This is a genomic window from Halorubrum sp. CGM5_25_10-8B (assembly GCF_005435095.1).
Taxonomy (GTDB): Archaea; Halobacteriota; Halobacteria; order Halobacteriales; family Haloferacaceae; genus Halorubrum; species Halorubrum ezzemoulense.
In genome coordinates, this window is the sequence record NZ_SGTY01000001.1 from 214008 (window position 1) to 236803 (window position 22796).

Genomic DNA, 22796 nt, shown 5'->3' on the forward strand with positions numbered 1-22796 from the left:
GCCACGATAGCGCAAAAAGTGGACGAATTGCGTATTGCCTCTGTTTTATGCCCCAGGTATCGGATGTGCGTTCGGATCTGAGCGGAGGATCACAGCGATGAGGGACGCCGCCGCCGGAGGACGCGACGTGTTGGGAGATTCCGATCGCGACAGCGAAACCGCGGTGGTCCGAGAGGGGACGACGCTCGCGGTCGGCCGCGACATCGACGCCCCGCCTGAGCGGACCGCGACGGCGCTCCGCGACACGCGACGGTGGCCCGACTGGAGCCCGTCTGTGGGGGGCGTGGAGAGCACCGATCGGTACGTCGAGACCGGGACGACCGGACGGGTCCGGGTCGCGGACGCTTGGGTTCCGTTCCGGGTGACGGCCGCGACGCGCCTCCGCTGGGACTGGCGGGTCGCCGGGGTTCCGGCCACGGGCCACCGGGTCGACCGCTATCCGGAGGATCCGGGTCGGTGTCGAGCGGTGATCGAAGTCCCGCTCGTCGCGGCCCCGTACGTTCCCGTCTGCCGACGCGCGCTCGACAAGTTCGCAGCGCTCGTCGAGGGAGAGTGATCCGGGCGGCGCCCGTGCCTCAGTTCTCGTAACCCGCTTCGAAGGGGTCGATGACCTCGCCGCCGGGGTCGTCCTCGTCGCGGGTGACTCCCGGCCCTCGCGTCGCGAGTTCAAAGACGAGCCCGTCGGGGTCGGTGAAGTAGACGCTCTTGAAGTAGGTCCGGTCTTTCACCTCGGAGACGCGGACGTCGTGGGCCTCGAGGTGTTCCCTCCACTCGCGGAGCGTCGCCTCGTCCTCGACGCCGAACGCGAAGTGGTGGCTCGCGCCCGGGCCGGGCGTCCCCTGCGAGTTCGGGTACTCGAAGTAGGTGACGTTGGTGCCCGGCTCGCCCTCCGGAGTCGACGAGAAGTAGTAGTGCGGCGTCCCGGGGTCGTCGTAGTTCTGCGTCCGCTTGACCGTGTGCCAGCCGAGCACGTCCTCGTAGAACGCCGCGGTCTCCTCGATGTCGGTACAGATGTTCGTGACGTGGTGGAGTCCCGTCGTCGGCGGCGCGTCGGTCATGGTCCGCGTGATCGGTCGTCGGGAGAGTAGTTAGTCGTACTGGGGGTTCGAAACGCGGATACGCCAGTCGCCGGACGATTCGGTTGGGGGTCGGCTCGGTCAGTCGGTTCGAACGGCGCTCAGAACAGCCCGACGCCGACCGCGTACGGCCACGCGGCCCCGCCGACGGCGAGCAACGCCAGCGCGGCGCCGGCGCCGTAGACGTTCTTCAGGAAGCTCGTCATCTCATTCTGCCGCTCTTCGGGGTCGTCCACCGACCAGAAGTCGTGCATCGTCACGGCGGAGACGAGGAGGAAGAACGCGAGCGAGCCCCCGGCGAGGACCGGGAACGCGCCCGCGGCGACGGCGAGTCCGCCGAGGACGAGGACGGCGCCCGAGGCGATCACCGAGAACTGCGGCGCGGGGAGGCCCTTGAACTCGGCGTAGCCGGCCATCGTCTCGAGGTCCATGAAGTGGTTGAGCCCCATGAACGCGAGCGTCGCGCCGAACAGGATCCGGCCGAGCAGGAAGAGTTCGCCCGCGAGGGGTGTGTCGAACTGGAGCGGTAACGTCGCGGTTTCAGCTAACATCGTGTAACCTGCTATACGGACGTAACCTATTTATCGCTTCCCGGACAATAGAGTTAGTAGGTAACACCGATGTCATCACAGGACCTTTCCGCGGCGGAGTCGGCGGAGACGGCGGATTCGGGGGCTGAAGCGGCTGGCGAGGCGACGGCGCCCGAGACCCCATGCCCCGTCATCGACTCCATCGAACAGATCGGCTCGCAGTGGCGGCTCGTCGTCCTCCACGAGCTGTTGAACGGCGAGGCGCGGTTCAACGAGCTCAAGCGCGAGACCGACGCGAACGCCCGGACGCTCTCGCGCGTGCTCGACGACCTCCAAGAGACGGGCTTCGTCGACCGCCGGTTAGAGGAGGACGCGCCGGTGGCGACGTACTACAGCCTGACCGCGAAAGGCGAGTCGCTCGCCCCCGTCTTCGAGGAGATCGACGAGTGGGCCCAGGAGTGGCTCGCCGAGTGCGACGCGTAAGCGTGCGTTAGCAGGAGTGGATTTCGTTTATAAACAGACATCCGTTCCCAGGCTGTTTGTTTATAAACTACCAACAGCGAATCGTCGATGAAGGCCTCCAAAGCCCCAGCCGCGAGGGCGGCGCAGGCGACGCAAGCACCGCAGGGAGCGAGCAGCGCGAGCGACCGAGGAGCGCAGCGAGCGTGCGCCGCCCTCGCGACTGCCCCTTTGAGTCCCGCCCCGTACAGCACCGCAGCCTCACACCTCCCCAGCCTCGTCGGCCGGCCTCCGCTTCGCTCCGGCCCGCCGACTCCCTCGCGCGTGCTCCTCGCGTCCGTTGGACGCTCGGAGGCACGCGCCACCGCCTCACAAATCGATGAGCGGCGCTGGCAGGCCCATCGGTTTGTAACTCGTGCCGCCGCGTCGCGCAGCCGCTGCGTCGCTCTCACACGTACTTTCGCGCGAACGCGTACAGGTCCGGGATGATGTACGCTACCCCGCCCACCGCGAGAGCGATCACGAGCGGGACCCCCCATGGGGTGTACCCGTCAAGTCGTATCGACCACCTGAGCAGCCCGGCGGCCTCCACGAGCGGCGGCACGAGGTACACGCTCGCACCGACCGCCGCGGCCGCCGGCGCGTGGACCGCCGAGACCCGATAGCCGTAGGCGCTGCCGGCGATGAGGGCGAGGCCGAGAGCGATCACGAAGGCGGCGTAGATGAGCGCGCCGAACCCGCCGAGCGGACCCGGTCCGTAGAGCGTGAACTCGTAGACGCGCTCGTCCGCGAACACGTAGTACAGGCCTCCCTCCTCGGGAGCCTCCTCGATGTCGATCCCGGTGTCTCCCGGAGCGACGTCCAACCCCGAGGGAACCGGTTTCGAGATCGAGACGCTGCCGTCGTCGGAGTCCGCCGCCACCGTGAAGAAGCGCTGTCCCCGTTCGGAGAGGTCCTCGTATTCGAAGGCGAACCCCTCGCAGTCGGCGAACGCGACGCTGACGTCTCCGGAGTCGGCGTCGTCCGTCGGGAAGAAACACGCCAGTTCGCCGCCGTCCCTGACGAAGTTCCAAGCCCCCGACCGGAACTCGGACGGGAGGTCGTCGACGGCGACCTCGTCGCGATCGCCGGCAGCCTTGACGGAGGCTTCACCGCGATCAGAGCCGGCGTCGACGACGTCCCGCGCCGCCCCGGAGAGGTCCGCGTAGCGGTGGACTTCGCTGTCCGTTCGATCCACCGAGTACGTAACCGGGGCCGGGTCCGTCGCGCCCGCGACAGCGCCGGTGACGACCCCGACTCCGACGACGAACAGGCAGAGGGCCGCGAGGAGTTCGGGTGACGGGCGATTCATCACCTGTTCCGATCCTCCGACGGCGTATGTGTTTTGTGTGACCTCGATTCGGCGACGGCGCTCCCGGCGCGGGCAAAAGGTGCTTCGCCGCCGAAACGCACACCATTCTCCGGCGCGTATGTGACACCGTGTACGCCGGACTGAAGAACACCCCCTGTTGCCTGTGCGGCCGGGACGACACCCACACCCGGATCGCCGTGCCGCCGCGGGCGCTCCGGCTCATGGAGAACGGCGAGCCGATCGCGTGGCGCGACGTGGTCGGCACCGTGACGCTCCGCTTCTGCGCCGACGACTGGGACCTCGTGAGCGACCTCGCCGTCGAGATGGACGCGCACCCGCTCTCGCGGTGTAACGCGGCGCACGTCTCCCTCGACCTCCGCGAGGACCACGAGGCGCTGCTGTCGGCGACGAAGGCCGAGACGGACCAGACGGAACTGGAGACGCGACTGGCATCCGAGGCCGAGGCGACGCTCGATGCGGTCGACGATCCCTACACAGAGGAGCGCGACGTGGTCGAGGCGATCGTGGTGTTGCGCGCGTTAGAGGAGCTCGGCGTCCGGGAACCCCCCGGCGACGCCGCCGCGCTGGCGCGCGACGACTGAGACGGTCGGGCGGCGCCGACGCCCGCTCACCGCCTGACCTCGAACCCGTCTTCCCCCTCCGGCCCGCCGTACTCGGCGTCCACGTCGTCGACCTCGGCGGCCCGGCTCCCGGTCTCACACCACGCCACCATGTCGCGAACGGCTCCCTCCGGACCCTCGAAGACGGCCTCGACCCGGCCGTCGTCGAGGTTCCGCACCCAGCCGTCGACGCCCTTCTCGCGGGCGGCGTCGCGGGTGCTCGCCCGGTAGTAGACGCCTTGGACGCGGCCCGAGACGAACACGTGCGCTCGAACGCGGTCGGTCATCGGTCGGTGGTGCGGCGCGCTGCCTGTTAAACGACCCGCCCGCGACCGACCGGCCGCCGACCGACCCGCGCCCGCAACCGACGCCTACTAACTCCCGCGCGCCGACGTGGGCGACATGGACCTGTTCGGAACCGCCGGGATCCGCGGCGGCGTCGAGGACCGCGTCACCCCGTCGCTCGCGCTCGCCGTCGGGCGGGCCGTGGGCGCCGAGATCCGATCGCGTACCGACGATTCGACCGCCGCGTCGACGCCCGAGCCGACGGTCGTCCTCGCCCGCGACGGGCGGGTGACCGGCCCGGCGCTCGCGGCCGCGATGGAGGCCGGTCTCTCCGCCGGCGGCGTCGCCGTCCGCCGCGCCGGGCAGCTCCCGACCCCGGCGCTCGCGTACGCCTCGCGGGGGCGCTACGGCGTGATGCTCACCGCGTCCCACAATCCGCCGACGGACAACGGGATCAAGCTGTTCCGCGACGGGACGGAGTTCGACCGCGACGCGGAGCGCGCCGTCGAGTCGCGGGTCGCCGACGAGGAGCCGGTCGCTCCGTGGGACGAGTGGACCGAGCCGACTCGAACCGACCCGCTCGGCGACTACCTCGCCGCCGTCCGCGAGTACGCCGCGGGGTTCGGCGCGCCCCTCGACGGGCTCCGGGTCGCGGTCGACTGCGGAAACGGGATGAGCGCGCCCGCGACGCCGACCGTCCTCCGCGAACTCGGCGCCGACGTGGTCACGCTCAACGGGAACGTCGACGGCCACTTCCCCGGCCGCGGGAGCAAGCCGACCCCGGAGACGCTCGCCGACCTGCGCGCGTTCGTCGCCGACGCCAACGAGGGCGTCGAGGACCCCGGACGGCCGGCCGACGACGGGAGGGGAGCGGGAGGCGACGGCGACGCGGACGAGACCGAGGGGTTCGCCTTCGGTATCGGTCACGACGGCGACGCCGACCGGATCGTGATCGTCGACGCGGACGGCGAGGTCGTCCACGAGGACACGGTGCTCGCGGTGCTCGCGGAGCGGTACACCCGCGCGAGCGACGCCGCTGACCCCGTCGTCGTGACGACGCCGAACGCCTCCGGTCGGATCGACGAACGCGTCCGCGACGCCGGCGGGCGCGTCGAGCGCGTCCGGCTCGGCGCGCTCCACGAGGGGATCGCCGCGGTCCGGGAGGACGCCAGCGCGGCCGGCGCCCTCGGTGAGGCCGGCACGGTCGGCGAGGCGGGCGCCGCGGGAGAGGTGGGCGCTGACACGCGCGTCGTCTTCGCGGCCGAACCGTGGAAGCACATCCACGTCGCGTTCGGCGGCTGGATCGACGGCGTGACCTCCGCGGCGGTGCTCGCGCGCCTCGTCGCCGACGAGGGGCTCGACGCGCTCCGCGGCCCGGTGACCGAGCGCCCGTACCGAAAGGTGAGCGTGGCCTGTCCCGACGACGCGAAGGAGCCGGCGATGGACCGGTTGGCGACGGCGTTGCCGGACGCGTTCCCCGACGCCGCGGTGGACACCGACCACGGCGTCCGCCTGGAGTTCGACGACGCCTCGTGGACGCTGGTTCGGCCCTCCGGCACCGAGCCGTACGTCCGCGTGTACGCCGAGAGCGACGATGTCGACGCCCTCGTCGCCGAGGTCGAAGCCGTGGTCGAGGACGCGGTCGCGGACGCGTAGGGCCGGCCGGTCCGACCGCCGACGCCCCGTCGCGGACGCGTCGGCGACCCCGCGTCACCCCGTTCGGAACCGTGAGAGATTCGGGTTCGTGGATCAGACGGCGGCGATCGGGCGACTGATACCCCGGAATCGGGCCGCTTCTCTCCACGAACGTGCCACCTCGACACCGCGAGAACGACGAATTTATGCCGCGTTCCGACGGGGGTACGAGTGAGATGGCATCCGACTTCGATCGGCGGCGGTTCATCAAGGCGGCAAGCGCAGCGGGCCTCGTCGGCCTCGCCGGGTGTAGCGGCGGCCCGAGCGGTGACGGGGGCGACGGGGGCGACGGCGACGTGCCGGCGCGGATCGGCATCGTCTATTCCGACGGCGGACTGGGGGACAACTCGTTCAACGACGCGGCCCAGCAGGGGATCTTCCAGGCGGAAGAGGAGTTCGGCATCGCGTACGACGAGTCGGAGCCCGACGGCGCCGGCGAGTTCGAGCAGTTCCAGCAGCAGTACGCCGGCTCGACCGACCCGGCCTACGACCTGGTCTGTACGATCGGGTTCAATCAGGGCGACTCGCTCTCGCAGACCGCGCCCGAGTACCCCGACCAGGACTTCATGATCGTCGACACCGTCGTCGACGAACCGAACGTCGCGAACTACCTGTTCCGCGAGCACGAGGGCTCGTTCCTGATGGGCGTGCTCGCCGGCCGCCTGACCGAGACCGAGTTCTCGGCCGGCGCCGGCGAGACGGACCCGGACTCGACGACCGTCGGGTTCGTCGGCGGCGTCGACAGCCCCGTCATCCGCCGGTTCCAGGCCGGGTTCGAGGCCGGCGTCGACTACGCGACCGACAACGTCGACGTCACCACGAGCTACGTCGGCAGCTACGCCGACCCCACCGGCGGGCAGGAGGCGGCGCTGTCGATGTACCAGAGCGGCGCGGACGTCGTCTACCACGCCTCGGGCGCGACGGGCGTCGGCGTGTTCCAAGCCGCACAGGAGGAGGGGCGGTTCGCCTTCGGCGTCGACCAGGACCAGTCGGTCTCCAACGAGTCGTTCTCGGACGTCATCCTGGCGTCGATGGTGAAACGCGTCGACACCGCGGTGTACGAGTCGATCTCGAACGTCATCGACGACAATCACCAGGGCGGGTCGACCACCGCGCTCGGCTTGGAGTCCAACGGCGTCGAGTGCGTCTACGGGCAGGAGATCGGCGACCAGGTCCCAGACGAGATCGCGACCGCCGTGGCCGACGCGCGCGACGAGATCATCGCCGGGAACATCGAGGTCCCGGAGACGACGAGCAACTGAACGCGGCGCCGCCGACTCGGAACCGAACCCCGCCGGCGGAATTTTTTTGCTTCCGGTCGGGCGACGGAGTGTCCCTCGTTCCGGTTGGACGACGAACAGGACCGGGCGCAGTAGCTCGGAATCCGGGCGCTTTTAGGCTCCGGCGCGGAGTTACGGGTGAATGAACCCGGCGGTCCACTTGGACGGTATCACGAAGCGATTCCCCGGGGTCGTCGCGAACGACGACGTCGATCTCGCGGTGGAGCGCGGGAGCGTCCACGCCCTCCTCGGCGAGAACGGGGCCGGCAAGACCACGCTGATGAACGTCCTGTACGGTCTCTACCGGCCGACCGAGGGGACCGTCCGGCTCGACGGCGAGCCGCGGTCGTTCGACTCGCCGCGGGACGCGATCGACGCGGGCGTCGGCATGATCCACCAACACTTCATGCTCGTCGACCCGATGACGGTGTGGGAGAACGTCGTCTTAGGCAACGAGCCGACGACTTGGGGCGGACTCCGCGTCGACAGGGAGGCGGCGCGGGAGGCCGTCGTCGAACTGAGCGAGCGGTACGGCTTCGACGTGGACCCGGACGCGACGATCGCGGACATCTCGGTCGGAGAGCAGCAGCGCGTCGAGATCCTGAAGGCGCTGTACCGCGGCGCCGAGGTGCTCATCATGGACGAGCCGACCGCGGTGCTGACGCCGCAGGAGGTCGAGGAGCTGTACGGCGTCTTCGAAGAGCTCACCGAACAGGGGAAGACGATCATCTTCATCTCGCACAAGCTTGGCGAGGCGCTGTCGGCGGCCGACGACATCACCGTCCTCCGCGACGGGGTCAACGTGGGCACCGTCGCCGCGGCCGACGTGACGCGCGAGGAGCTCGCGGAGATGATGGTCGGCCGGGAGGTGCTGATGGACCCCGCCACGTCGCCCCGAGAGACGGGCGAGCGCGTGCTGGAGGTGACCGACCTGTGCGTCGAGGACGACCGGGGCGTCGAGGCGGTCTCGAACCTGTCATTCGAGCTCCGGGGCGGGGAGATCCTGGGGATCGCGGGCGTCGACGGCAACGGACAGTCACAGCTCGCCGAGGCGATCACGGGTCTGCGCGAGACGGCGTCCGGGGAGATCCGCTACCGCGGCGAGTCGATGGTCGGGCAGACCCGCCGCGACCGGATCGACCGCGGGATGGCGTTCATCCCCGAAGACCGACAGGAGCGCGGCCTGGTGATGTCATACGACCTCACCGAAAACGGGGTCCTGGGGAGCCAACACGACCCGCCGTTCGCGCGCGGCGGACGGCTCGACTGGGGCGCGGCGCAGGACCACGCCGAGTCCGTCATCGAGCAGTACGACGTCCGGCCGCCGGACGCCGACGCGGAGGCCGAGTCGCTGTCGGGAGGGAACCAGCAGAAGTTCATCGTCGGGCGGGAGTTCGAGCGCGACCCTGAGCTGGTCGTCGCCGCCCACCCCACCCGCGGCGTCGACATCGGCTCCACGGAGTTCCTCCACGACCGGCTGCTCGAACTGCGCGCCGAGGGGAAGGCGGTCCTGCTCGTCTCCTCGAAGCTCGACGAGGTACAGGGGCTCTCCGACCGGCTCGCGGTAATTCACGAAGGAGAGTTCACCGGAGTCGTCGACCCCGCGACCGTGACCGAAGAGGAGATCGGGCTGCTGATGGCGGGCGAGTCGCTCGACGACGACTCGGTCGAACGGGCGGCGATCCACGACGCCGGCGGCGCGCCGGACGAGGTCGACGGCGGGGCGGCCGACGACGAGGGGGTGGACGCGTGAGCGATTCGGCGCCCGACGGGGACCGTACGGAGTCCCTCCTCGCCCGCGTGGTCGCCCCGTTCGTCGACCGGAGCGTCGCCGAGCGGCTCGTCATCAGCGTCGCCGCGATCCTCCTCTCGATCGTCGTCGGCTTCGCGCTCGTGCTCGTCTCCGGCCGGATCGCGCAGTGTTCGACCGCGGCGTGGACGATGCCGCTCACCGGGATCGGCTTCTGTTACGACCCGATCGAGGTGTACGTCGTGCTGTTCAACGGCGCGCTCGGGTACCCGTTCGCCGTCGGCGACCCCGGGCTGTTCAACCCCGCGTGGACGCCGTTCAACCTCTCGTTCGGTCTGACGCTCTCGGAGACGACGCTCCTGATCTTCACCGGGCTCTCCGTCGCCGTCGCCTTCCGCGCCGGCCTGTTCAACATCGGCACGCAGGGGCAGCTCGTCGTCGGGGCGCTCTCGACCGCCCTCTCGGTCCTCGCGCTCGCGCCCCTGCTCCCGGCCGGCCCGGTCGCCGGTGCCGTGCTGATCGTCGTCGGGACCGCGGCGGGCGCGGTCGGCGGCGGACTCTGGGGCGCGATACCCGGCGCGCTCAAGGCGTACGCCGACGCCAACGAGGTGATCACGACGATCATGCTCAACTTCGTCGCCGCGAACGTCGCGTACGTGCTCGTGTTGGAGGTGTTCCGCGCCGAGGGCTCCTCGGTGGTCGCCACCCGCTACGTCCCAGAATACGCGCAGTTCCCGTCGGTGCTATTCCCCCCGTCCACCGACTTCGCGCTGCTCGCGCTGGCAGGGGGCATCGCCTTCATCGGCGCGCTCTACTACTTCGTCGAGCACACGTCGCTCGGGTACGACCTCCGGACGAGTGGCGTCCAGGCGGCCGCGGCCGAGTACGGCGGTGTGAACGCGAAGCTCACGACCGTGCGGGCGATGACGTTGTCCGGCGCGCTCGGCGGTATCGGCGGCGCGGTGTGGGTGCTGATGTCCGAGGGGCGGTGGATGGCCTCGATCCCGGACCTCGGCTTCGACGGGATCACCGTCTCGATCCTGGCCGGGAACAACCCGATCGGCGTGCTGCCGGCGGCGTTCCTCTTCGGGGTCCTGAAGGGCGGCGCCTTGGAGATCGGCTTCCGGACCGACGTTCCCACGGAGCTCGTCGCCGTGCTGCGCGGGCTCATCATCCTGTTCGTCGCGATGCCGGAGTTCTTCCGGATGATCGGTCGATACACCGGCGTCGGGGGGACTGCCGGCGGCCCGGGCGGCGCGGCGTCGGCGGAGTCAGATGCCTCCGCCGGCGGCGACGGGGGTGAAGCCGATGCGTAACCCGCTCTCGCCGGCGTCGCTCCTCGAAGGCGCGAGCGAGTCGGGGTACGTCCGTTCGCTTATGGCCGGCACCGTCGGAGTGCTCGCGCTGCTCGGCGTGTCCGGGCTCGCGTTCCCCGACTCCGTGGCGGGCGACCTCGCGGGCATCGTCTTCTCGACGAGTACCGCCACGTCGACGGCGCGGCTCGCGGCGCCCATCGTGCTCGCCGGACTCGGCGGCATCTTCGCCGAGAAGTCCGGCGTCATCAACATTGGCCTAGAGGGGCTCCTCATCATCTCGGCGTTCGTGTCGGTGTACGCCGCGTCGGTCGTCGGCGTGGGCAACGCCGTCCTCGGCGTCCCGGCGCTCGCGATCGCGTTCCTCGCCGGCATCGCGGCGTCGACGTTCCTGTCGGCGGTGTTCGCGGTGGTCTGTATCGAGTTCAAGGCCGACCAGATCATCGCCGGGCTGGCCGTCTGGCTCATCGCGTTGGGGCTCGCGCCGTTCCTGTCGACCGTGTTCTTCGGCGGCGTCAACACGCCGAACCTCGGCGTGAGCGTCGGCTGGCAGTACTCGGCGACGATGGTGGTTTTCGCGACCGCCGGCTCGTGGTGGCTGTTGAACAAGACCGCGTTCGGCAAACACCTCCGCGCGGCGGGCGAGAACCCGAAGGCGCTCGACACGGTCGGCGTCTCCGTCTCGAAGGTGCGCTACGCCGGGGTGCTGCTCTCGGGCGTCCTCTCCGGAGTGGGCGGCTCGGCGCTGGCGCTGTCCATCGGGCAGTTCGTCGGCTCCGGCGAGACGATGGTCCAGGGCAAGGGGTTCATCGCCATCGTCGCGTACCTGTTCGGCAACTACAATCCGCTCGGGACGCTCGGCGCGGGCGCGCTGTTCGCCGGCCTCGACGCGATACAGATCCGGCTCCAGCAGCTCGGGTACGCGATCCCGGACACGCTGGTCCAGACCATCCCGTACGTCGTCGTGATCGTCGTCCTCACGCTGGTCGGCCGGACGCAGATCCCCGAGGCCGCGGGCGAACACTACGAGACCGAGGAGTAGCTCGCGCCCGCTGACGACCTCCCGGGTCCGGACGGTCAGTCCGACGCCTCGGTCTCCTCGGTCGGCGAGGGCAGTCGCAGGTCGGCGAACGCCTCGGTGTCGCCGATCCCCGTGACGATCTTGACCTCGTCGGTGATCGGGACGCCGACGCAGGAGAGGCGGGCGTTCGCCCCGCGGATCTGCTCATTGGAGAGGATCGACTGCCCCGGCATCGCCACGTCGCCCTTCACCACGACCACGGCGCAGTTGGAGCAGGCGCCGCCGCGGCAGGCGTACGGCCACGACCGGCCGCCGCGCTCCGCCGCTTCCAGGATCGACTCGCCGGGCTCGACGAGGAAGCGGCCGTACTCCGGGAGGTCGAGGTCGGCGTTTGCGGCCTTCTCGAAGAGGTCCTCATCGTCGAGCGACCAGCCGTGCTCGGTCAGCGCGTCGCGGTCGAGGTGATAGACGGTAGACGGCGACCCGGTGCGGACCGGTTCGACCGACCCCTCCGCGTACCGCCGAACCACGTCGGCCGCCTCGCCGACCGGCTCGTCGCCGAGGTCGTCGAACCAATCGCGGACCGTCGCGGGCGCGAGGTTCGACTCCGCGGCGACCGCCCCGATGTCGACCCCTTCGAGCCGGGCGACCGTCGAGACGAGCCCCGGCGAGTCGAGGGCCGTGATCGTCTCCTCGACCCACTCCTCGGAGCGGTCGTACCACGAAGCGAGTTCGGCCGTGCCGATACCTCGGTCGTACGCGACGGCGGTCATCAGCGCCGCGGTCGCCTCCGCCGACCGGACCTCCGAGAGCCACGCCCGGAGCCGGTCGGCGTCGACCCGTTCGAGTTGCCCCATGTCCGTATCGTTCGTTTCGAGGCCGTTAAACGACGAGCCTGAACAGTTAGGCTCCGGACGCGCCCCGGCTCGCCCCGGCCATCGCGAAATTCGTCGGCGCGCGGCCGACCGAAACGGGAGCAAAGAGTTTTGCCCGGCGCACGACACGGTCCGGTAATGGATATCGACGAGTACGACGTCGTCGTGGCGGGGGCCGGGACCGCCGGCTGCTACGCCGCCGCGACGATCGCGAACGAGGGGCTCGACGTCGTCATCGTGGAGCGGAAGGACGCCGAGGAGGCCGGCCACATCGCCTGCGGCGACGCCCTGAAGGGCGCCGACGCCTTCCCCGAAGCGATCCCGAAGGACCGACTCGAACCCGCGTTCACGAACACCGGCGTCGACCACGGTCGCTTCGAGATCCCGCAGGAGGACACGGTCCTAGAGATCCCCGTCCCCGGCGAGCTCGCCGTCATCGATCGCTGGGAGTACGGCCGCCAGCTCATCTCCGGGGCCGAGGACGCGGGCGTCGACTTCCACTACGACACCGTCATCAACGACGTGAGACAGAACGAGAGCGGCCGCGTCACCGGTATCCACGCGGTGCGGAAGGGCGACCCGCGGACGTACGAGGCGGACGTCGTGATCGACGGTGCCGGGTCGCTCTCGCTGCTCCAAGACAAGGCGGACTTCGAGGAGACGACCTTCGACACGAACGTCCGGTACTCGCAGTTCTGCTCGGCGTACCGCGAGATCGTCGACGTGCCGGAGCCGGTGGAGTGGGACGACGCGCTGGTGTTCAAGGCGACCGACCGCGCGGCGGGCTACCTCTGGTACTTCCCGCGGACCGCGACGGAGATCAACGCCGGCCTCGGCTTCCAGATGACGGAGGAGCCGATGAAGCTCGTCGAGTCGCTGAAGAAGGACCTCCGCGACCGCCCCGAGTTCGAGGGCGCGGAGGTCCGCGACAAACTGGGCGCCGCCCTGCCCACCCGACGCCCCTACGACTCGGCGGTCGCGCCGGGGTACATGGCGGTCGGCGACGCGGCGGGTCACGTGAACCCGACGACCGGAGGGGGAATCGCCGGCGCGGCGTACGCGGGCAAGTACGCCGGCGAGCAGGCCGTGAAGGCCGTCTCGGACGACGACGTGAGCGAGGAGAACCTCTGGCGGTACAACACCCGCGTGATGGACCACTTCGGCGGCCGGTACGCCGGCCTCGACGTTTACAACGTCCTCGCGACTTCGGTCGACGTGGACAACCTCATGGGGCTGCTCGCGTCGCTGCCGGGCGAGAAGCTCGCGGAGGCGCTGTACGAGGGGTCGACCTCGATGTCCTTCGGGCTGAAGCTGAAGGCCGCGGTCAAGTCGTTCGGCTACTGGGGGACGATCCGGAACTTCTACCAGACGAAGTCGCTGGCGGACGAACTGATCGGCCACTACGAGGAGTACCCGACGAGCCCCGCCGCGATGGCGAACTGGACCCGCCAGCGCGACGACATCATGGACCGCGTCTACGAGACGACCGGCGCCGACGCGAAGTACTGAGGCCGTGAGCGGCTACCGGCTCACTACCGTCGAGACGGTGCGCGAGCAGGGCTCGTGGGCGTTCACGGCTCGTGAGGGCGACGAGGACCGCGAGGTGTTCCTCGTGCCGTGCGCGGACGAGTCGGATGAGCGCGACGACGAGGACCCACCGGTGCGTGCGTGGATCAACCGCTGTACCCACGAGGACCAGCGGCTTCACCGCGAGGCGGTGGGCGCCGTCACCCGCGGCGGCTCCGTCGTCTGTCCGAAGCACGGCTCGGCGTTCGACGCGTGCGACGGCGGCTGCGACAACGGCGAGGCGGCGGGCACGACGCTCCGATCGGTGGACGTGACCGTCCGCGACGGCGCGGTGTTCCTGACCGACGACGACCTCAGCTACCTCCGCGAGGGGTTGCCGGACGAGGACGACGACGGCGCGGGGCCGTCGTCGAGCTCGCACCTCACCTTCTGAACGGGGCGAGATTCGGCGGACCGGCGACGTCTACGGCTGCGCCTCCGCGACTCGCCGGATCGCGCCGGCGATCACGTCGATGCCGAGCGACAGGTCGTCCTCGACCACGTCGAAGTCGGTGGTGTGGTGCCCGCCCGGGTGGTCGGTGCCGACGCCGAGGTAGCAGGCGAGCCCGCCCTGATCTTGGACGCGGTTCATCAGGTACGTAGCGTCCTCGGAGCCGCCGAGGTCGTCGCTGTCGACGACGTTCGTGACGCCCTCGACGTCGCCCGCGGACTCCCGGACGAGGGCGGCGAGCGCGTCGTCGCTCGTCGCGCTGGGCGCCTCGCCGAGCGTCGACACCTCGACCTCGCAGTCGTGCATCGCCGCGGCGGAGTCGAGGATGCGGTCGGCGTGGTCGGACATGTACTCGGCGAGCTCCGTCGTCTGTCCGCGGAGCTCGCCCTCGATGTGCGACTCCTCGGGGATGATGTTCGTCGCGGTGCCGCCGCCGACGAGCCCAGCGTTCACGCGCGTGGGGCCGTCGGCGTGCCGCGGGATGGCGTAGAGGTTCTGGACCGCCGCCGCCATCGCCTGAACCGAGTTCCGACCCTGCTCGGGGCGCGCGCCGGCGTGCGCGGGCTCGCCGGAGAACTCCGCGAGGAAGTGCCGCACCGCGAGGAATCCCTCGACGCCGCAGACGACCTCGCCGGACGGGTGATCGAGGCCGACGTGGACCGCGTAGAGGTAGTCGACGTCGTCGAGGTGGCCCGACTCGGCCATCGGCTTCCCGCCGGCGACCTGCTCCTCGCCCGGCTGGAAGAACACCTTGAGCGTGCCGGAGAAGTCGGAGTCGAGGACGGCGTCGAGCGCGCCGAGCCCCATCGTCGCGTGGGCGTCGTGGCCGCAGGCGTGCATGAACCCCTCGTGCTCGGAGCGGAACCCCTCGGCGGCCGGGACGTGCTCGGCCGACTCAGACTCCGTGATCGGGAGCGCGTCGATGTCGACCCGCAGGCCGATCACGGGGCCGTCGCCGCGCTCGACGACCGCGACGCAGCCGGTGTAGCCGCCCGAGAGCCGGTCAAGGATATCCGGGTCAGCGCCCGCCTCGCGCGCCTGCTCCTCCCACTCCGAAAGCTCCTCGTCGCCGGGGACGTTCAGTCGCTCGTCGGTCGCCAGCGCGTCCGGGCCGACGTGGAGCTCCGTCAGGTCCCGCTCGCGGAGGGCCTCGACGATGCGGGCGGTGGTGTAGAACTCGCGCCACGCGGGCTCGGGGTGGCGGTGGAGGTCGCGGCGGAACGCGCGGTACTCGTCGTCTTCGAGAACGCTCATACCCGTGGGTGGCCCGGGGACAGGTTAAAACGTCGGCTGCCGGAGAGCGACGGGGACCGCATCGGAGCCGACCGCGGGCGGCTCACTCCTCGGCCGTCCCCATCCGCTCAGAGTAGTCCCACGCGTGGATCCGCTCCGGTTCGATCCGGATCTCGACCTCCTCGCGCTCGGATCGCAGGAGCCGGTCGGCGGTCGGGTTGTCCGTGCCGCCGAGGTACTTCGTCAGGAGCGACCGCAGGAGCCGCTTCCCATCGTCGGGTCGGACCGTCGCCCGGCCGCGGCCGCGGACCCCCTTGTACGGCGGGTCGTTCGTCGACACGTCGAAAGAGACGCTGTCGTCGTGGTCGACGAACTCGACCAGATCGGCGTTCGCGCTCGTCGCACAGCGGATCGCGCCGGGCGGCCGCGCCGCGCCGTCGCCGTCGTCTCCACCGTCGGCGCTCCCCCCGTCCGGGTCCCACGCGAACCACAGCGAGACGATCCACGGACGGTCGCCCGGGGTACGGCAGCCGAGGCGGACAGGGACGGACGCGGCGGCGAGGAACTCGTCGACGCGGTCGCGGTCCCACGGGCCGGTCGGGTCCATACCGATCCCACGCCCGCGCCCCGCCTAACAGTTGCGCCGCCCGGACTCGATCGAGGTCGGCGGCCGAACCACTCGGAGCCCGGCGGCTCCGGAACACAAGAGAATTGACGGTCCCCCCGCGAGAGGTGGTATGACCGACTACTTCGAGGTCCACGAGCGCGACGGCGCCGCCCGGCTCGGGGAGGTCCGCCTCGCCGAGCCCGTGTCCACGCCGGCGCTGGCGGACCCGTTCCTCGACGACGCCGGAAGTCTTTGGGCCGGTGACCGCGAGGTCCCAGACGGCGACGAGACCGCGCTGACGGTGCTTCCCCACAGGGCGTTCCCCGCGGGGACCCGCGACGAGGTGCGCGAGTCGTTCGCGGTCGACCACCCCGGCGTCGCGTTCCCCTCGGCCGCGGTCGTCGACAGTCGGAGCGCCCGCGACCTCGGCGCCGACGCGTACCTGCTCTCGGACGCGCAGGGGTTCGTCGGCCACGGCGAGGCGTTCCGGGACGCGATCCTCCGCGCGAAGTCGGCGCTGCCGCCGGACGCCGCGCTCGGCCTCTCCGGCGTCGCGACCCCGCGGAACGTCGCGCTCCTCGCGTACGCCGGCGCCGACCTCGTCGACGCGACGCGCGCCCGGACGAAGGGGACGCAGGGGATGTACCTCACCGCCGACGCGGAACACTTCCTCGAAGACTTGGAGGAGCTCCCCTGCGCCTGCCCGGCCTGCGCGAAACCCCGGAGCGAGTTCACCCGGGACGACTGCGCCGACCACAACGCCAACGCGCTGCGGGCCGAGCTTCGGCGGGTCCGCGAGCGGATCCGGAGCGGCCGCCTGCGCGATTACATCGAGGCGCAGGCCCGCCACGAGGGGTGGCTCACGGCCGCGTTCCGCGAGTTCGACGACCAGTGGGGGTACTTGGAGGAGCGGACGCCGCTCATGCGCGACGCGGAGGTGACGGCGGCGTCGGCGGAGACGCTCGACCGCGTCGAGATCCGTCGGTTCGCCGACCGCGTCACGAGCCGCTACCGGAACCGGTTCACCGACCAGCCGCTCGTGTTGGTCCCCTGCTCGGCGACGAAGCCGTACAGCGACTCCCAGAGTCACCGCCAGTTCCACGACGCGATCAAGTGGCGCGGCCACACCGTCTCGATTACCTCCCCTATCGGCGTGGTGCCGCAGGAGCTCGAGACGACCTACCCCGCTCAACACTACGACTCGGTCGTCACGGGCGACTGGAGCGAGGACGAGATCGAGTTCGTCGCGGAGGTCCTCCGGCGGTATCTCGAACGCAACGACTACTCGCGCGTCGTCGCGCACGTCCCCGAGGACGGGTACCGCGAGATCTGCGAGCGCGTGGAGAGCGACCCCGCGATCGACGCCGACTTCGAGTACACCTGCGTCGACCACCCGACGACCGACGAGTCGCTCGGCGAACTGAACGCCGCCCTCCAGGGCGAGCCGGCGTACAGCAAGCGGGAGCGCGAGCACAACACGGTTCGCGCCATCGCCGACTACCTGCTCGGCGACGGCGCGGGCGACGACCTGTTCGGCGGTCTCGGCGCGAGCGGCGGAGGCGACCGATACGGCGGCGAGGCCGACGTCCGCACGACCGGCCGCTACCCCAAGCTCCAGGTGTGGGGCGACGAGCCCGACGCCGGCCGCGAGGGCGAGCCGGGCGAACAGCTCGCGACGATGGTCCCGCAGTACGGCACGCTCTCGTTCACCCTCGCCGGCGCGCGCCGCTGGGTCGAGAGCGACGCGCCGACGAAGCGGGTGGAGATCGATCAGTTCGTCCCGCGTGGCTCCGTGCTCGCGCCGGGCGTCGTCGACGCGGACGACGATATTCGGGTCGGCGACGAGGTCGTCATCGAGGGGCCGAAGGCGTTCGCGGTCGGCCGCGCGGCGATGTCTGGCCCAGAAATGGCGGGATCGACCCGCGGCGTCGCCGTCGAGGTGCGGCACGGAGAGGAGAAGTAACTGGACGGCTCCGGTGGACTCCTCGGCGGACGATCGCCTTCAGTTGTCGCGCCGGACCCGGAGCCCGTTTCGATGTCGGCCCGCTACGACTCGGGAGCGCTCCGCGAGAAGCCCCCCGAACTATCGGCGTTGCGAGCGGTTCACTCGTCGGCCTCGGATCCCTCCGCGCCGCCGAGTTCGGACAGTTCGGTTTCCAATTCCTCGGAGTCTTCGAGGAGCAACCCCGTCCCGCCCGCGGCGATCATACCGACGCCGATCGCACGGAGCTGCCGGAGGTACGCCGGCTTCGCTTCGAGCTCCGACGCGTTGTCGAAGTTCTTCCCGATCATCTTCTTGCTGAGCCTGACGCTCGCCCGCGGGAAGAGCGCGGTGACGACCCCTTGGACGAGTATCATTGCGGACCCGAATAGACGGCCTTTCTCACAGCCTTTCATACACGGTAGTACGTCTCGCCGCCGGATAACTATTGCCCCTAACACGCAATACCGCCACGTCAGTTTTCTTTAGATGCGCATTTCCAGCTACTTCCCCCGTATATATTGTGAACTATTTACAACACTATGTTTATCCGTAGGGCGCCTGTATACGACCTATGACGAGAGACGCTGAGGCGGCGGACCGATGTGGTGGAACCGCCGTCGCTGCGACCGCGAAGCAGCGCCCGACAGACTCGCCGCTCGGAGCCGACACCCCGTCGCGCGTCGGGCCGTCCCCGGACGGGAGGTCGGCATGACCGCACGGAATCCGATAGCCGCTCGGACGCTCGCCGTCCGCGGGGCCGGGACGTTCCTGATCGGGGTCGCCGTCAATCTCGCTCTCGGGTGGATCGCGTTGACCGGGGGTCTCGTGGCGTCGACGGAGTTCTTCCGGTACCCCCCGATCGTCGTCTGGACGCTGTTGGGAACGATCGGTGCGGCCGTTATCTACGGGGCGCTCACGCGTTTCTCCGCGACGCCGGACCGGACGTTCGTCCGCGTCGCCGTCGCCGCGCTCGTCTTGTCGTTCGTCCCCGATGTCGGCCTGCTCGTCGCCGTCGAGGGCGTGACGACGAGCGAGGCCGTCGCGCTGATGGCGCTTCACGTCCCGCCGGCGATCACCGCGATGATCGCGCTCCCGAACACTCCGTTCGGGCGTTAGCCAGCTTCCGGAGTTTACACCTTCGCGAGGCCGGCCGAACCCGCACTCCTCAGTCGTCGGCGGTCGCCTCGGGTCGGTACGCCTCGCTGATCTTCTTCCACTTCCCCGACCGGAACCGGAGGTAGTTGATCGCGGCGGGGATCGTCGTCTCGGCCATGAACGCGAAGTAGAGTCCCCACAGCCCGATCGCCGGGAGCGCCACCTCGGGGACCGTGAGACCGACGAGCGGGAGCTCGATCGCGGGTGTCGCGTCGTGTGCGCCGACGTACGCGAGCGGGATCGACACGCAGAACATCCCGAGGAACTGGCTCGCGAAGGGGATCTTCGTGTCGCCGGCGGCGTCGAGGGGGCCGGCCGCCCCGCCGGAGACGCCTTGGAAGATCACCGCGGCGCAGGCCGCGTACACGAGGTTGACGGCGATCGGTATCTCCGGGCTGTCGGGCGACTCGGCGAACAGCGAGACGATGTCGGTGGCGAAAACGGCGATCAGCACCGCGGAGACGGCGTACGTCGCCACCGAGAAGCGGATGATGTCGCGGGCGTACGCCTCCGCTTCGTCCGGGCGCTCGACGCCGAGCTCCTGCCCGACGAGGCTGGAGGAGGCGAGGCCGAACCCCCAGCCGGGCGTGTTCATGATCCCCCAGATGCGGCGGGCGATGACGAACGCGGCCACGGTGTTTTCCCCGAACACGTCGAGGATGGCGAGCATCGGGAACTCGGCGGCCGTCCACACGAGGTTGCGCGCCCCGACCGGGACGCCGATCTCGACGAGGTCGCGGAGCATGCCGGGGTTCAGGTACGAGCCGGTCGGTTCGATCGCGACCGGGAACTCGCCGATGAGGGGGGCTCTCCCGCGCACGAGGCCGACGGTGAAGCCGCCGACCGCGAGCACGTTCGAGAGGACGGTGCCGACCGCGGCCCCCTCGACGCCCCAGCCGAACCCGAAGATGAACAGCGCGCTGAGGGCGATGTTCGCGACCGCGCCGCCGGCCCGGACCTGCATCGCGGTGTAGGCGTCGTCGCAGCCGACGAGGATGCGGCTCCCGACGAGGTTGAGCGCGGCGAACGGGACGCCGAGGCCGACGACGCGGAGGTAGTCCGCGCCGTATGCGATCGCCGCCTCGTTGCTGCTCAACACGTCGATGAGCGCGGGGGCGAACAGCCAGAACGCCGCGCTGACCGGCAGCGTGATCGCCACCGCGAGGAGGACGCTGGAGCGCACCGCGTCCCCCAGTTCGCCGAACGCCTCGGCGCTGTACCGCTGGGAGACCAAGGCGATCGTGCCGCCGGCGACGCCGCCGCCGAACGCGAACGCGAGCCCCCAGTAGGGCCCCGCGAAGCCGACGCCGGCGACGGCGCTCGTGCCGACCGCGACGCCGACCATCGCGACGTCGACCGCGTTCTTCGACATCCGGGCGATCCCGGTGACGATCCGGGGCCACGCGAGGTCGGTGGTCCGCACCACGCGGTGACGGTCGATCAGCCCGGCCCTCGCGAGGGCGAAGCCGATGTAGAGGATCAGCGCGCGGAAGGGGTTCGGCAGCCGAGAGATCAGCTCGCGGAGGGAGTTCGGAAGGCGAGACACGGCAGATGCCCGCCTTTTCCGCTGGCGGCTAAAGGAGTTTCGTCACGCGGCAGGGGGTTCCGGATCGAGCGGGGGTCGCGGGCCGAGCCGTCGCCCGATCAGGCGCCCGAGACGAGGTAGACGGCCGCGGCGGCGAAGACGATCCCGAGCCCCTTCCGAGCCGTGAACGACTCACCGAGGAAGAGGAAGCCGATCACCGACGAGAAGACGAGGAACATCGCGAAGATGGGCGTCACGACGCTCACCGGACCCGCGGAGAGCGAACGGTACAGTGCGAGGATCCCGATACCGAGGAACACGCCCGCGGCGAGCACGTGCGCCAGCTTCGGCGAGGCGAGGTGGCCGGTGAACTCCTGTCCGGTGTACGCGATCACGCCGAGCGCCATGGCGACGAGCAGCGTGTTCGAGACGACGACGGCGACGTCGCTCGGGATCGCGTTCGGACCGGTCGTGGCGACGCGCATCAGCGGCGAGACGAGCGCGTACGCACCCATGGCGAGCAGCGCGTACGGGAGGTAGGTCGTGGCCGTAGCGTCCATACCACGGGGTCACCGCCCGGAGGCAAGTGCCTATCGACCCGCGTTCGGCGGCGGCCCCAGCGGGGCCGACTCGTCGGCCGACCGCGAGTCGTCGGGAACGTCGCCTTCGCGGTCGGCGTCCGAACCGCCCCGGTCGTGAACCGGGACGCAGACTGTCACCGCCGTCCCCCTCGGCTCGCGCTCCGCGAACGATATCCGGCCGCCGAGGTGGTCGACGCCCCACTTGACGATCCACAGGCCGATCCCGCTCCCGTGGCGCAGCGGCGTCTCGGTGCCGCGGTCCAACACGCCGTACTCCGCGGGGTCGATGCCGGGACCGTCGTCCGCGACGGTGACCTCGACCCAGCCGTCCTCGACGAGGGCGTCGATCCGGGCCCACGGCTCGTCCGCGTCGTTGTGTCGGACCGCGTTCGAACAGAGGTTCTCCAAGACGACCCGCAGCACCACCGACACCGAGACGGACGGCACCGTTCCGACCTCGATCCGCGCGTCGGGATCGATCTCCCGCGCGTCGGCGACGGACGTGCGTCGTGGGGTATCGATCTACACTTACCCACGCCGTGAGGCGTTAACAAAACGCGAGCGCTCGCGGTATCAGCGGGCTCGGTCGAACGACGCGGGCACCTTCGGGGTTCAGTACGCTTTTGACACGAGCGGCCGATAACTCGCGTATGGACGGAACCTTCGATCACGTGATGATCCGCGTCGAGGACTTAGAGGAGAGCCTCGACTGGTACCAGACCCACCTGAACTACGAGGAGAAGGGCCGCTGGGAGGCCGACACCTTCACCAACGTCTTCCTCGGTCCCGAGGACGTTCACGAGGACGGCGCGCTCCTCGAACTCACGTACAACCACGACGGCCGGAGCTACGAGCTCGGCGACGCGTGGGGTCACATCGCGGTTCGCGTCCCCGAGGACGCGCTCCAGGAGTCGTACGACCAGCTGATGTCGGAGGGCGTCGACGACTACCGCGACCCCGAGTCCTGCGGGAACCGCTACGCGTTCGTGAAGGACCCGGACGGCCACGAGATCGAGATCGTCAAGCGCGACCACGGCGCGAAGTGGAGCATCGACCACACGATGGTCCGCGTCGAGGACGCCGACGAGGCGCTCGGCTACTGGACCCGCAAGTTCGAGTACACCGAGTACCCCGGCCGCTGGGAGGCCGACACCTTCTCGAACTACTTCGTGGCGCCCGAGGACGCGCCGGAGGAGGCGATGAAGCTCGAACTCACCTACAACTACGACGGCCGGGAGTACACGATGGGCGACGCGTGGGGCCACGTCGCGGTCCGCGTCGACGACCTCGACGACGCGTGGGACGCGCTGATGACCCGCGAGGCCCCCGACTACCGCGACCCCGCCTCCTGTGACCACAACTACGCGTTCACGAAGGACCAGGACGGCCACGAGGTCGAACTGGTCACGCGGGACTGAGTCCGCCGCCGTCCGACTCCG

The 22796-nt window shown here is 70.2% G+C and carries 23 protein-coding genes and 1 pseudogene; 13 read left to right on the forward strand and 11 right to left on the reverse strand.

The window, feature by feature from the left end; genetic code table 11:
* Positions 1–97 precede the first annotated feature (97 nt).
* A complete protein-coding gene (locus EXE51_RS01075; protein WP_137691892.1) occupies positions 98–556 on the forward strand; it encodes an SRPBCC family protein in 459 nt (152 codons plus the stop codon).
* 19 nt (positions 557–575) lie between these two features.
* On the opposite strand, the gene EXE51_RS01080 is transcribed toward EXE51_RS01075, so the two are convergent.
* Together EXE51_RS01080 and EXE51_RS01085 are read right to left on the reverse strand one after the other, a co-directional pair.
* The gene (locus EXE51_RS01080) at positions 576–1058 is read right to left on the reverse strand and encodes a VOC family protein (RefSeq protein WP_137691893.1); all 483 of its coding nucleotides are present in this window, start codon (positions 1056–1058) and stop codon (positions 576–578) included.
* A 119-nt stretch (positions 1059–1177) separates the two neighbouring features.
* Positions 1178–1627: a DoxX family protein gene (locus tag EXE51_RS01085; RefSeq protein WP_086220006.1), complete on the reverse strand. Its 450-nt coding sequence runs from the start codon at positions 1625–1627 to the stop codon at positions 1178–1180.
* 69 nt (positions 1628–1696) lie between these two features.
* Between EXE51_RS01085 and EXE51_RS01090 the strand changes: the two genes are divergently transcribed.
* Complete coding sequence (locus EXE51_RS01090; protein WP_089307691.1) at positions 1697–2089, forward strand: helix-turn-helix domain-containing protein; 393 nt, start codon at positions 1697–1699, stop codon at positions 2087–2089.
* A gap of 424 nt (positions 2090–2513) precedes the next feature.
* Here EXE51_RS01090 and EXE51_RS01095 read toward each other — a convergent pair whose 3' ends face one another.
* Positions 2514–3416 (reverse strand): hypothetical protein, encoded by a 903-nt coding sequence (locus EXE51_RS01095; protein WP_049929651.1) that lies wholly within the window; start codon positions 3414–3416, stop codon positions 2514–2516.
* A gap of 128 nt (positions 3417–3544) precedes the next feature.
* Between EXE51_RS01095 and EXE51_RS01100 the strand changes: the two genes are divergently transcribed.
* Positions 3545–4018, forward strand: coding sequence for a hypothetical protein (locus EXE51_RS01100; protein ID WP_086215896.1), 474 nt, complete (start codon positions 3545–3547; stop codon positions 4016–4018).
* A 26-nt stretch (positions 4019–4044) separates the two neighbouring features.
* Here the strand turns inward: EXE51_RS01100 and EXE51_RS01105 are convergent, their stop codons facing one another.
* Positions 4045–4323, reverse strand: coding sequence for an acylphosphatase (locus EXE51_RS01105; protein WP_137691894.1), 279 nt, complete (start codon positions 4321–4323; stop codon positions 4045–4047).
* 115 nt (positions 4324–4438) lie between these two features.
* Here EXE51_RS01105 and EXE51_RS01110 point away from each other — a divergent pair, with 115 nt between their 5' ends.
* The 5 genes from EXE51_RS01110 (at position 4439) to EXE51_RS01130 (ending at position 11401) form a co-directional block, all read left to right on the forward strand.
* The gene (locus EXE51_RS01110; RefSeq protein ID WP_089307690.1) at positions 4439–5977 is read left to right on the forward strand and encodes a phosphomannomutase; all 1539 of its coding nucleotides are present in this window, start codon (positions 4439–4441) and stop codon (positions 5975–5977) included.
* Positions 5978–6192: 215 nt separating this feature from the next.
* A complete protein-coding gene (locus EXE51_RS01115; protein ID WP_137691895.1) occupies positions 6193–7278 on the forward strand; it encodes a BMP family protein in 1086 nt (361 codons plus the stop codon).
* A 160-nt stretch (positions 7279–7438) separates the two neighbouring features.
* Positions 7439–9049 (forward strand): ABC transporter ATP-binding protein, encoded by a 1611-nt coding sequence (locus EXE51_RS01120; RefSeq protein ID WP_094494658.1) that lies wholly within the window; start codon positions 7439–7441, stop codon positions 9047–9049.
* Positions 9046–10362, forward strand: coding sequence for an ABC transporter permease (locus tag EXE51_RS01125; RefSeq protein WP_049929645.1), 1317 nt, complete (start codon positions 9046–9048; stop codon positions 10360–10362). The genes EXE51_RS01120 and EXE51_RS01125 overlap by 4 nt, the downstream gene beginning before the upstream one ends.
* On the forward strand, positions 10355–11401 hold the full coding sequence (locus EXE51_RS01130) for an ABC transporter permease (RefSeq protein WP_089307689.1): 1047 nt from the start codon (positions 10355–10357) through the stop codon (positions 11399–11401). Before EXE51_RS01125 ends, EXE51_RS01130 begins: the two co-directional genes overlap by 8 nt.
* Before the next feature lie 35 nt (positions 11402–11436).
* On the opposite strand, the gene fer is transcribed toward EXE51_RS01130, so the two are convergent.
* Positions 11437–12237, reverse strand: coding sequence for a ferredoxin Fer (gene fer, locus EXE51_RS01135; protein WP_137691896.1), 801 nt, complete (start codon positions 12235–12237; stop codon positions 11437–11439).
* A gap of 156 nt (positions 12238–12393) precedes the next feature.
* Here fer and EXE51_RS01140 point away from each other — a divergent pair, with 156 nt between their 5' ends.
* Together EXE51_RS01140 and EXE51_RS01145 are read left to right on the forward strand one after the other, a co-directional pair.
* Positions 12394–13764 (forward strand): geranylgeranyl reductase family protein, encoded by a 1371-nt coding sequence (locus EXE51_RS01140; RefSeq protein WP_089307687.1) that lies wholly within the window; start codon positions 12394–12396, stop codon positions 13762–13764.
* A 4-nt stretch (positions 13765–13768) separates the two neighbouring features.
* Entirely contained in the window at positions 13769–14215 is a 447-nt protein-coding gene (locus tag EXE51_RS01145) for a Rieske 2Fe-2S domain-containing protein (RefSeq protein WP_137691897.1), read from the forward strand.
* Positions 14216–14245: 30 nt separating this feature from the next.
* Here EXE51_RS01145 and EXE51_RS01150 read toward each other — a convergent pair whose 3' ends face one another.
* Together EXE51_RS01150 and EXE51_RS01155 are read right to left on the reverse strand one after the other, a co-directional pair.
* Positions 14246–15526 (reverse strand): amidohydrolase, encoded by a 1281-nt coding sequence (locus tag EXE51_RS01150; protein ID WP_137691898.1) that lies wholly within the window; start codon positions 15524–15526, stop codon positions 14246–14248.
* 82 nt (positions 15527–15608) lie between these two features.
* Positions 15609–16112: a hypothetical protein gene (locus EXE51_RS01155; RefSeq protein ID WP_049929639.1), complete on the reverse strand. Its 504-nt coding sequence runs from the start codon at positions 16110–16112 to the stop codon at positions 15609–15611.
* Between the two features lie 130 nt (positions 16113–16242).
* On the opposite strand from EXE51_RS01155, the gene arcS reads away from it, so the two are divergent.
* Entirely contained in the window at positions 16243–18075 is a 1833-nt protein-coding gene (gene arcS, locus EXE51_RS01160) for an archaeosine synthase subunit alpha (RefSeq protein WP_089307685.1), read from the forward strand.
* A gap of 140 nt (positions 18076–18215) precedes the next feature.
* Here arcS and EXE51_RS01165 read toward each other — a convergent pair whose 3' ends face one another.
* Positions 18216–18509: a hypothetical protein gene (locus EXE51_RS01165; protein WP_049929637.1), complete on the reverse strand. Its 294-nt coding sequence runs from the start codon at positions 18507–18509 to the stop codon at positions 18216–18218.
* Positions 18510–18804: 295 nt separating this feature from the next.
* Here EXE51_RS01165 and EXE51_RS01170 point away from each other — a divergent pair, with 295 nt between their 5' ends.
* Positions 18805–19212 carry a DUF6069 family protein gene (locus EXE51_RS01170; RefSeq protein ID WP_129452380.1) on the forward strand — a complete coding sequence of 136 codons (408 nt, stop codon included), beginning with the start codon at positions 18805–18807 and terminating at the stop codon, positions 19210–19212.
* 49 nt (positions 19213–19261) lie between these two features.
* Here EXE51_RS01170 and EXE51_RS01175 read toward each other — a convergent pair whose 3' ends face one another.
* The 3 genes and pseudogenes from EXE51_RS01175 to EXE51_RS01185 form a co-directional block, all read right to left on the reverse strand.
* Entirely contained in the window at positions 19262–20797 is a 1536-nt protein-coding gene (locus EXE51_RS01175; RefSeq protein ID WP_137691899.1) for an MATE family efflux transporter, read from the reverse strand.
* 98 nt (positions 20798–20895) lie between these two features.
* Positions 20896–21336 (reverse strand): EamA family transporter, encoded by a 441-nt coding sequence (locus tag EXE51_RS01180; protein ID WP_049929634.1) that lies wholly within the window; start codon positions 21334–21336, stop codon positions 20896–20898.
* A 30-nt stretch (positions 21337–21366) separates the two neighbouring features.
* Positions 21367–21858: pseudogene (locus tag EXE51_RS01185) on the reverse strand (sensor histidine kinase); the annotation flags it as partial.
* A gap of 149 nt (positions 21859–22007) precedes the next feature.
* On the opposite strand from EXE51_RS01185, the gene EXE51_RS01190 reads away from it, so the two are divergent.
* Entirely contained in the window at positions 22008–22775 is a 768-nt protein-coding gene (locus tag EXE51_RS01190; RefSeq protein ID WP_049929632.1) for a VOC family protein, read from the forward strand.
* Positions 22776–22796 lie beyond the last annotated feature (21 nt).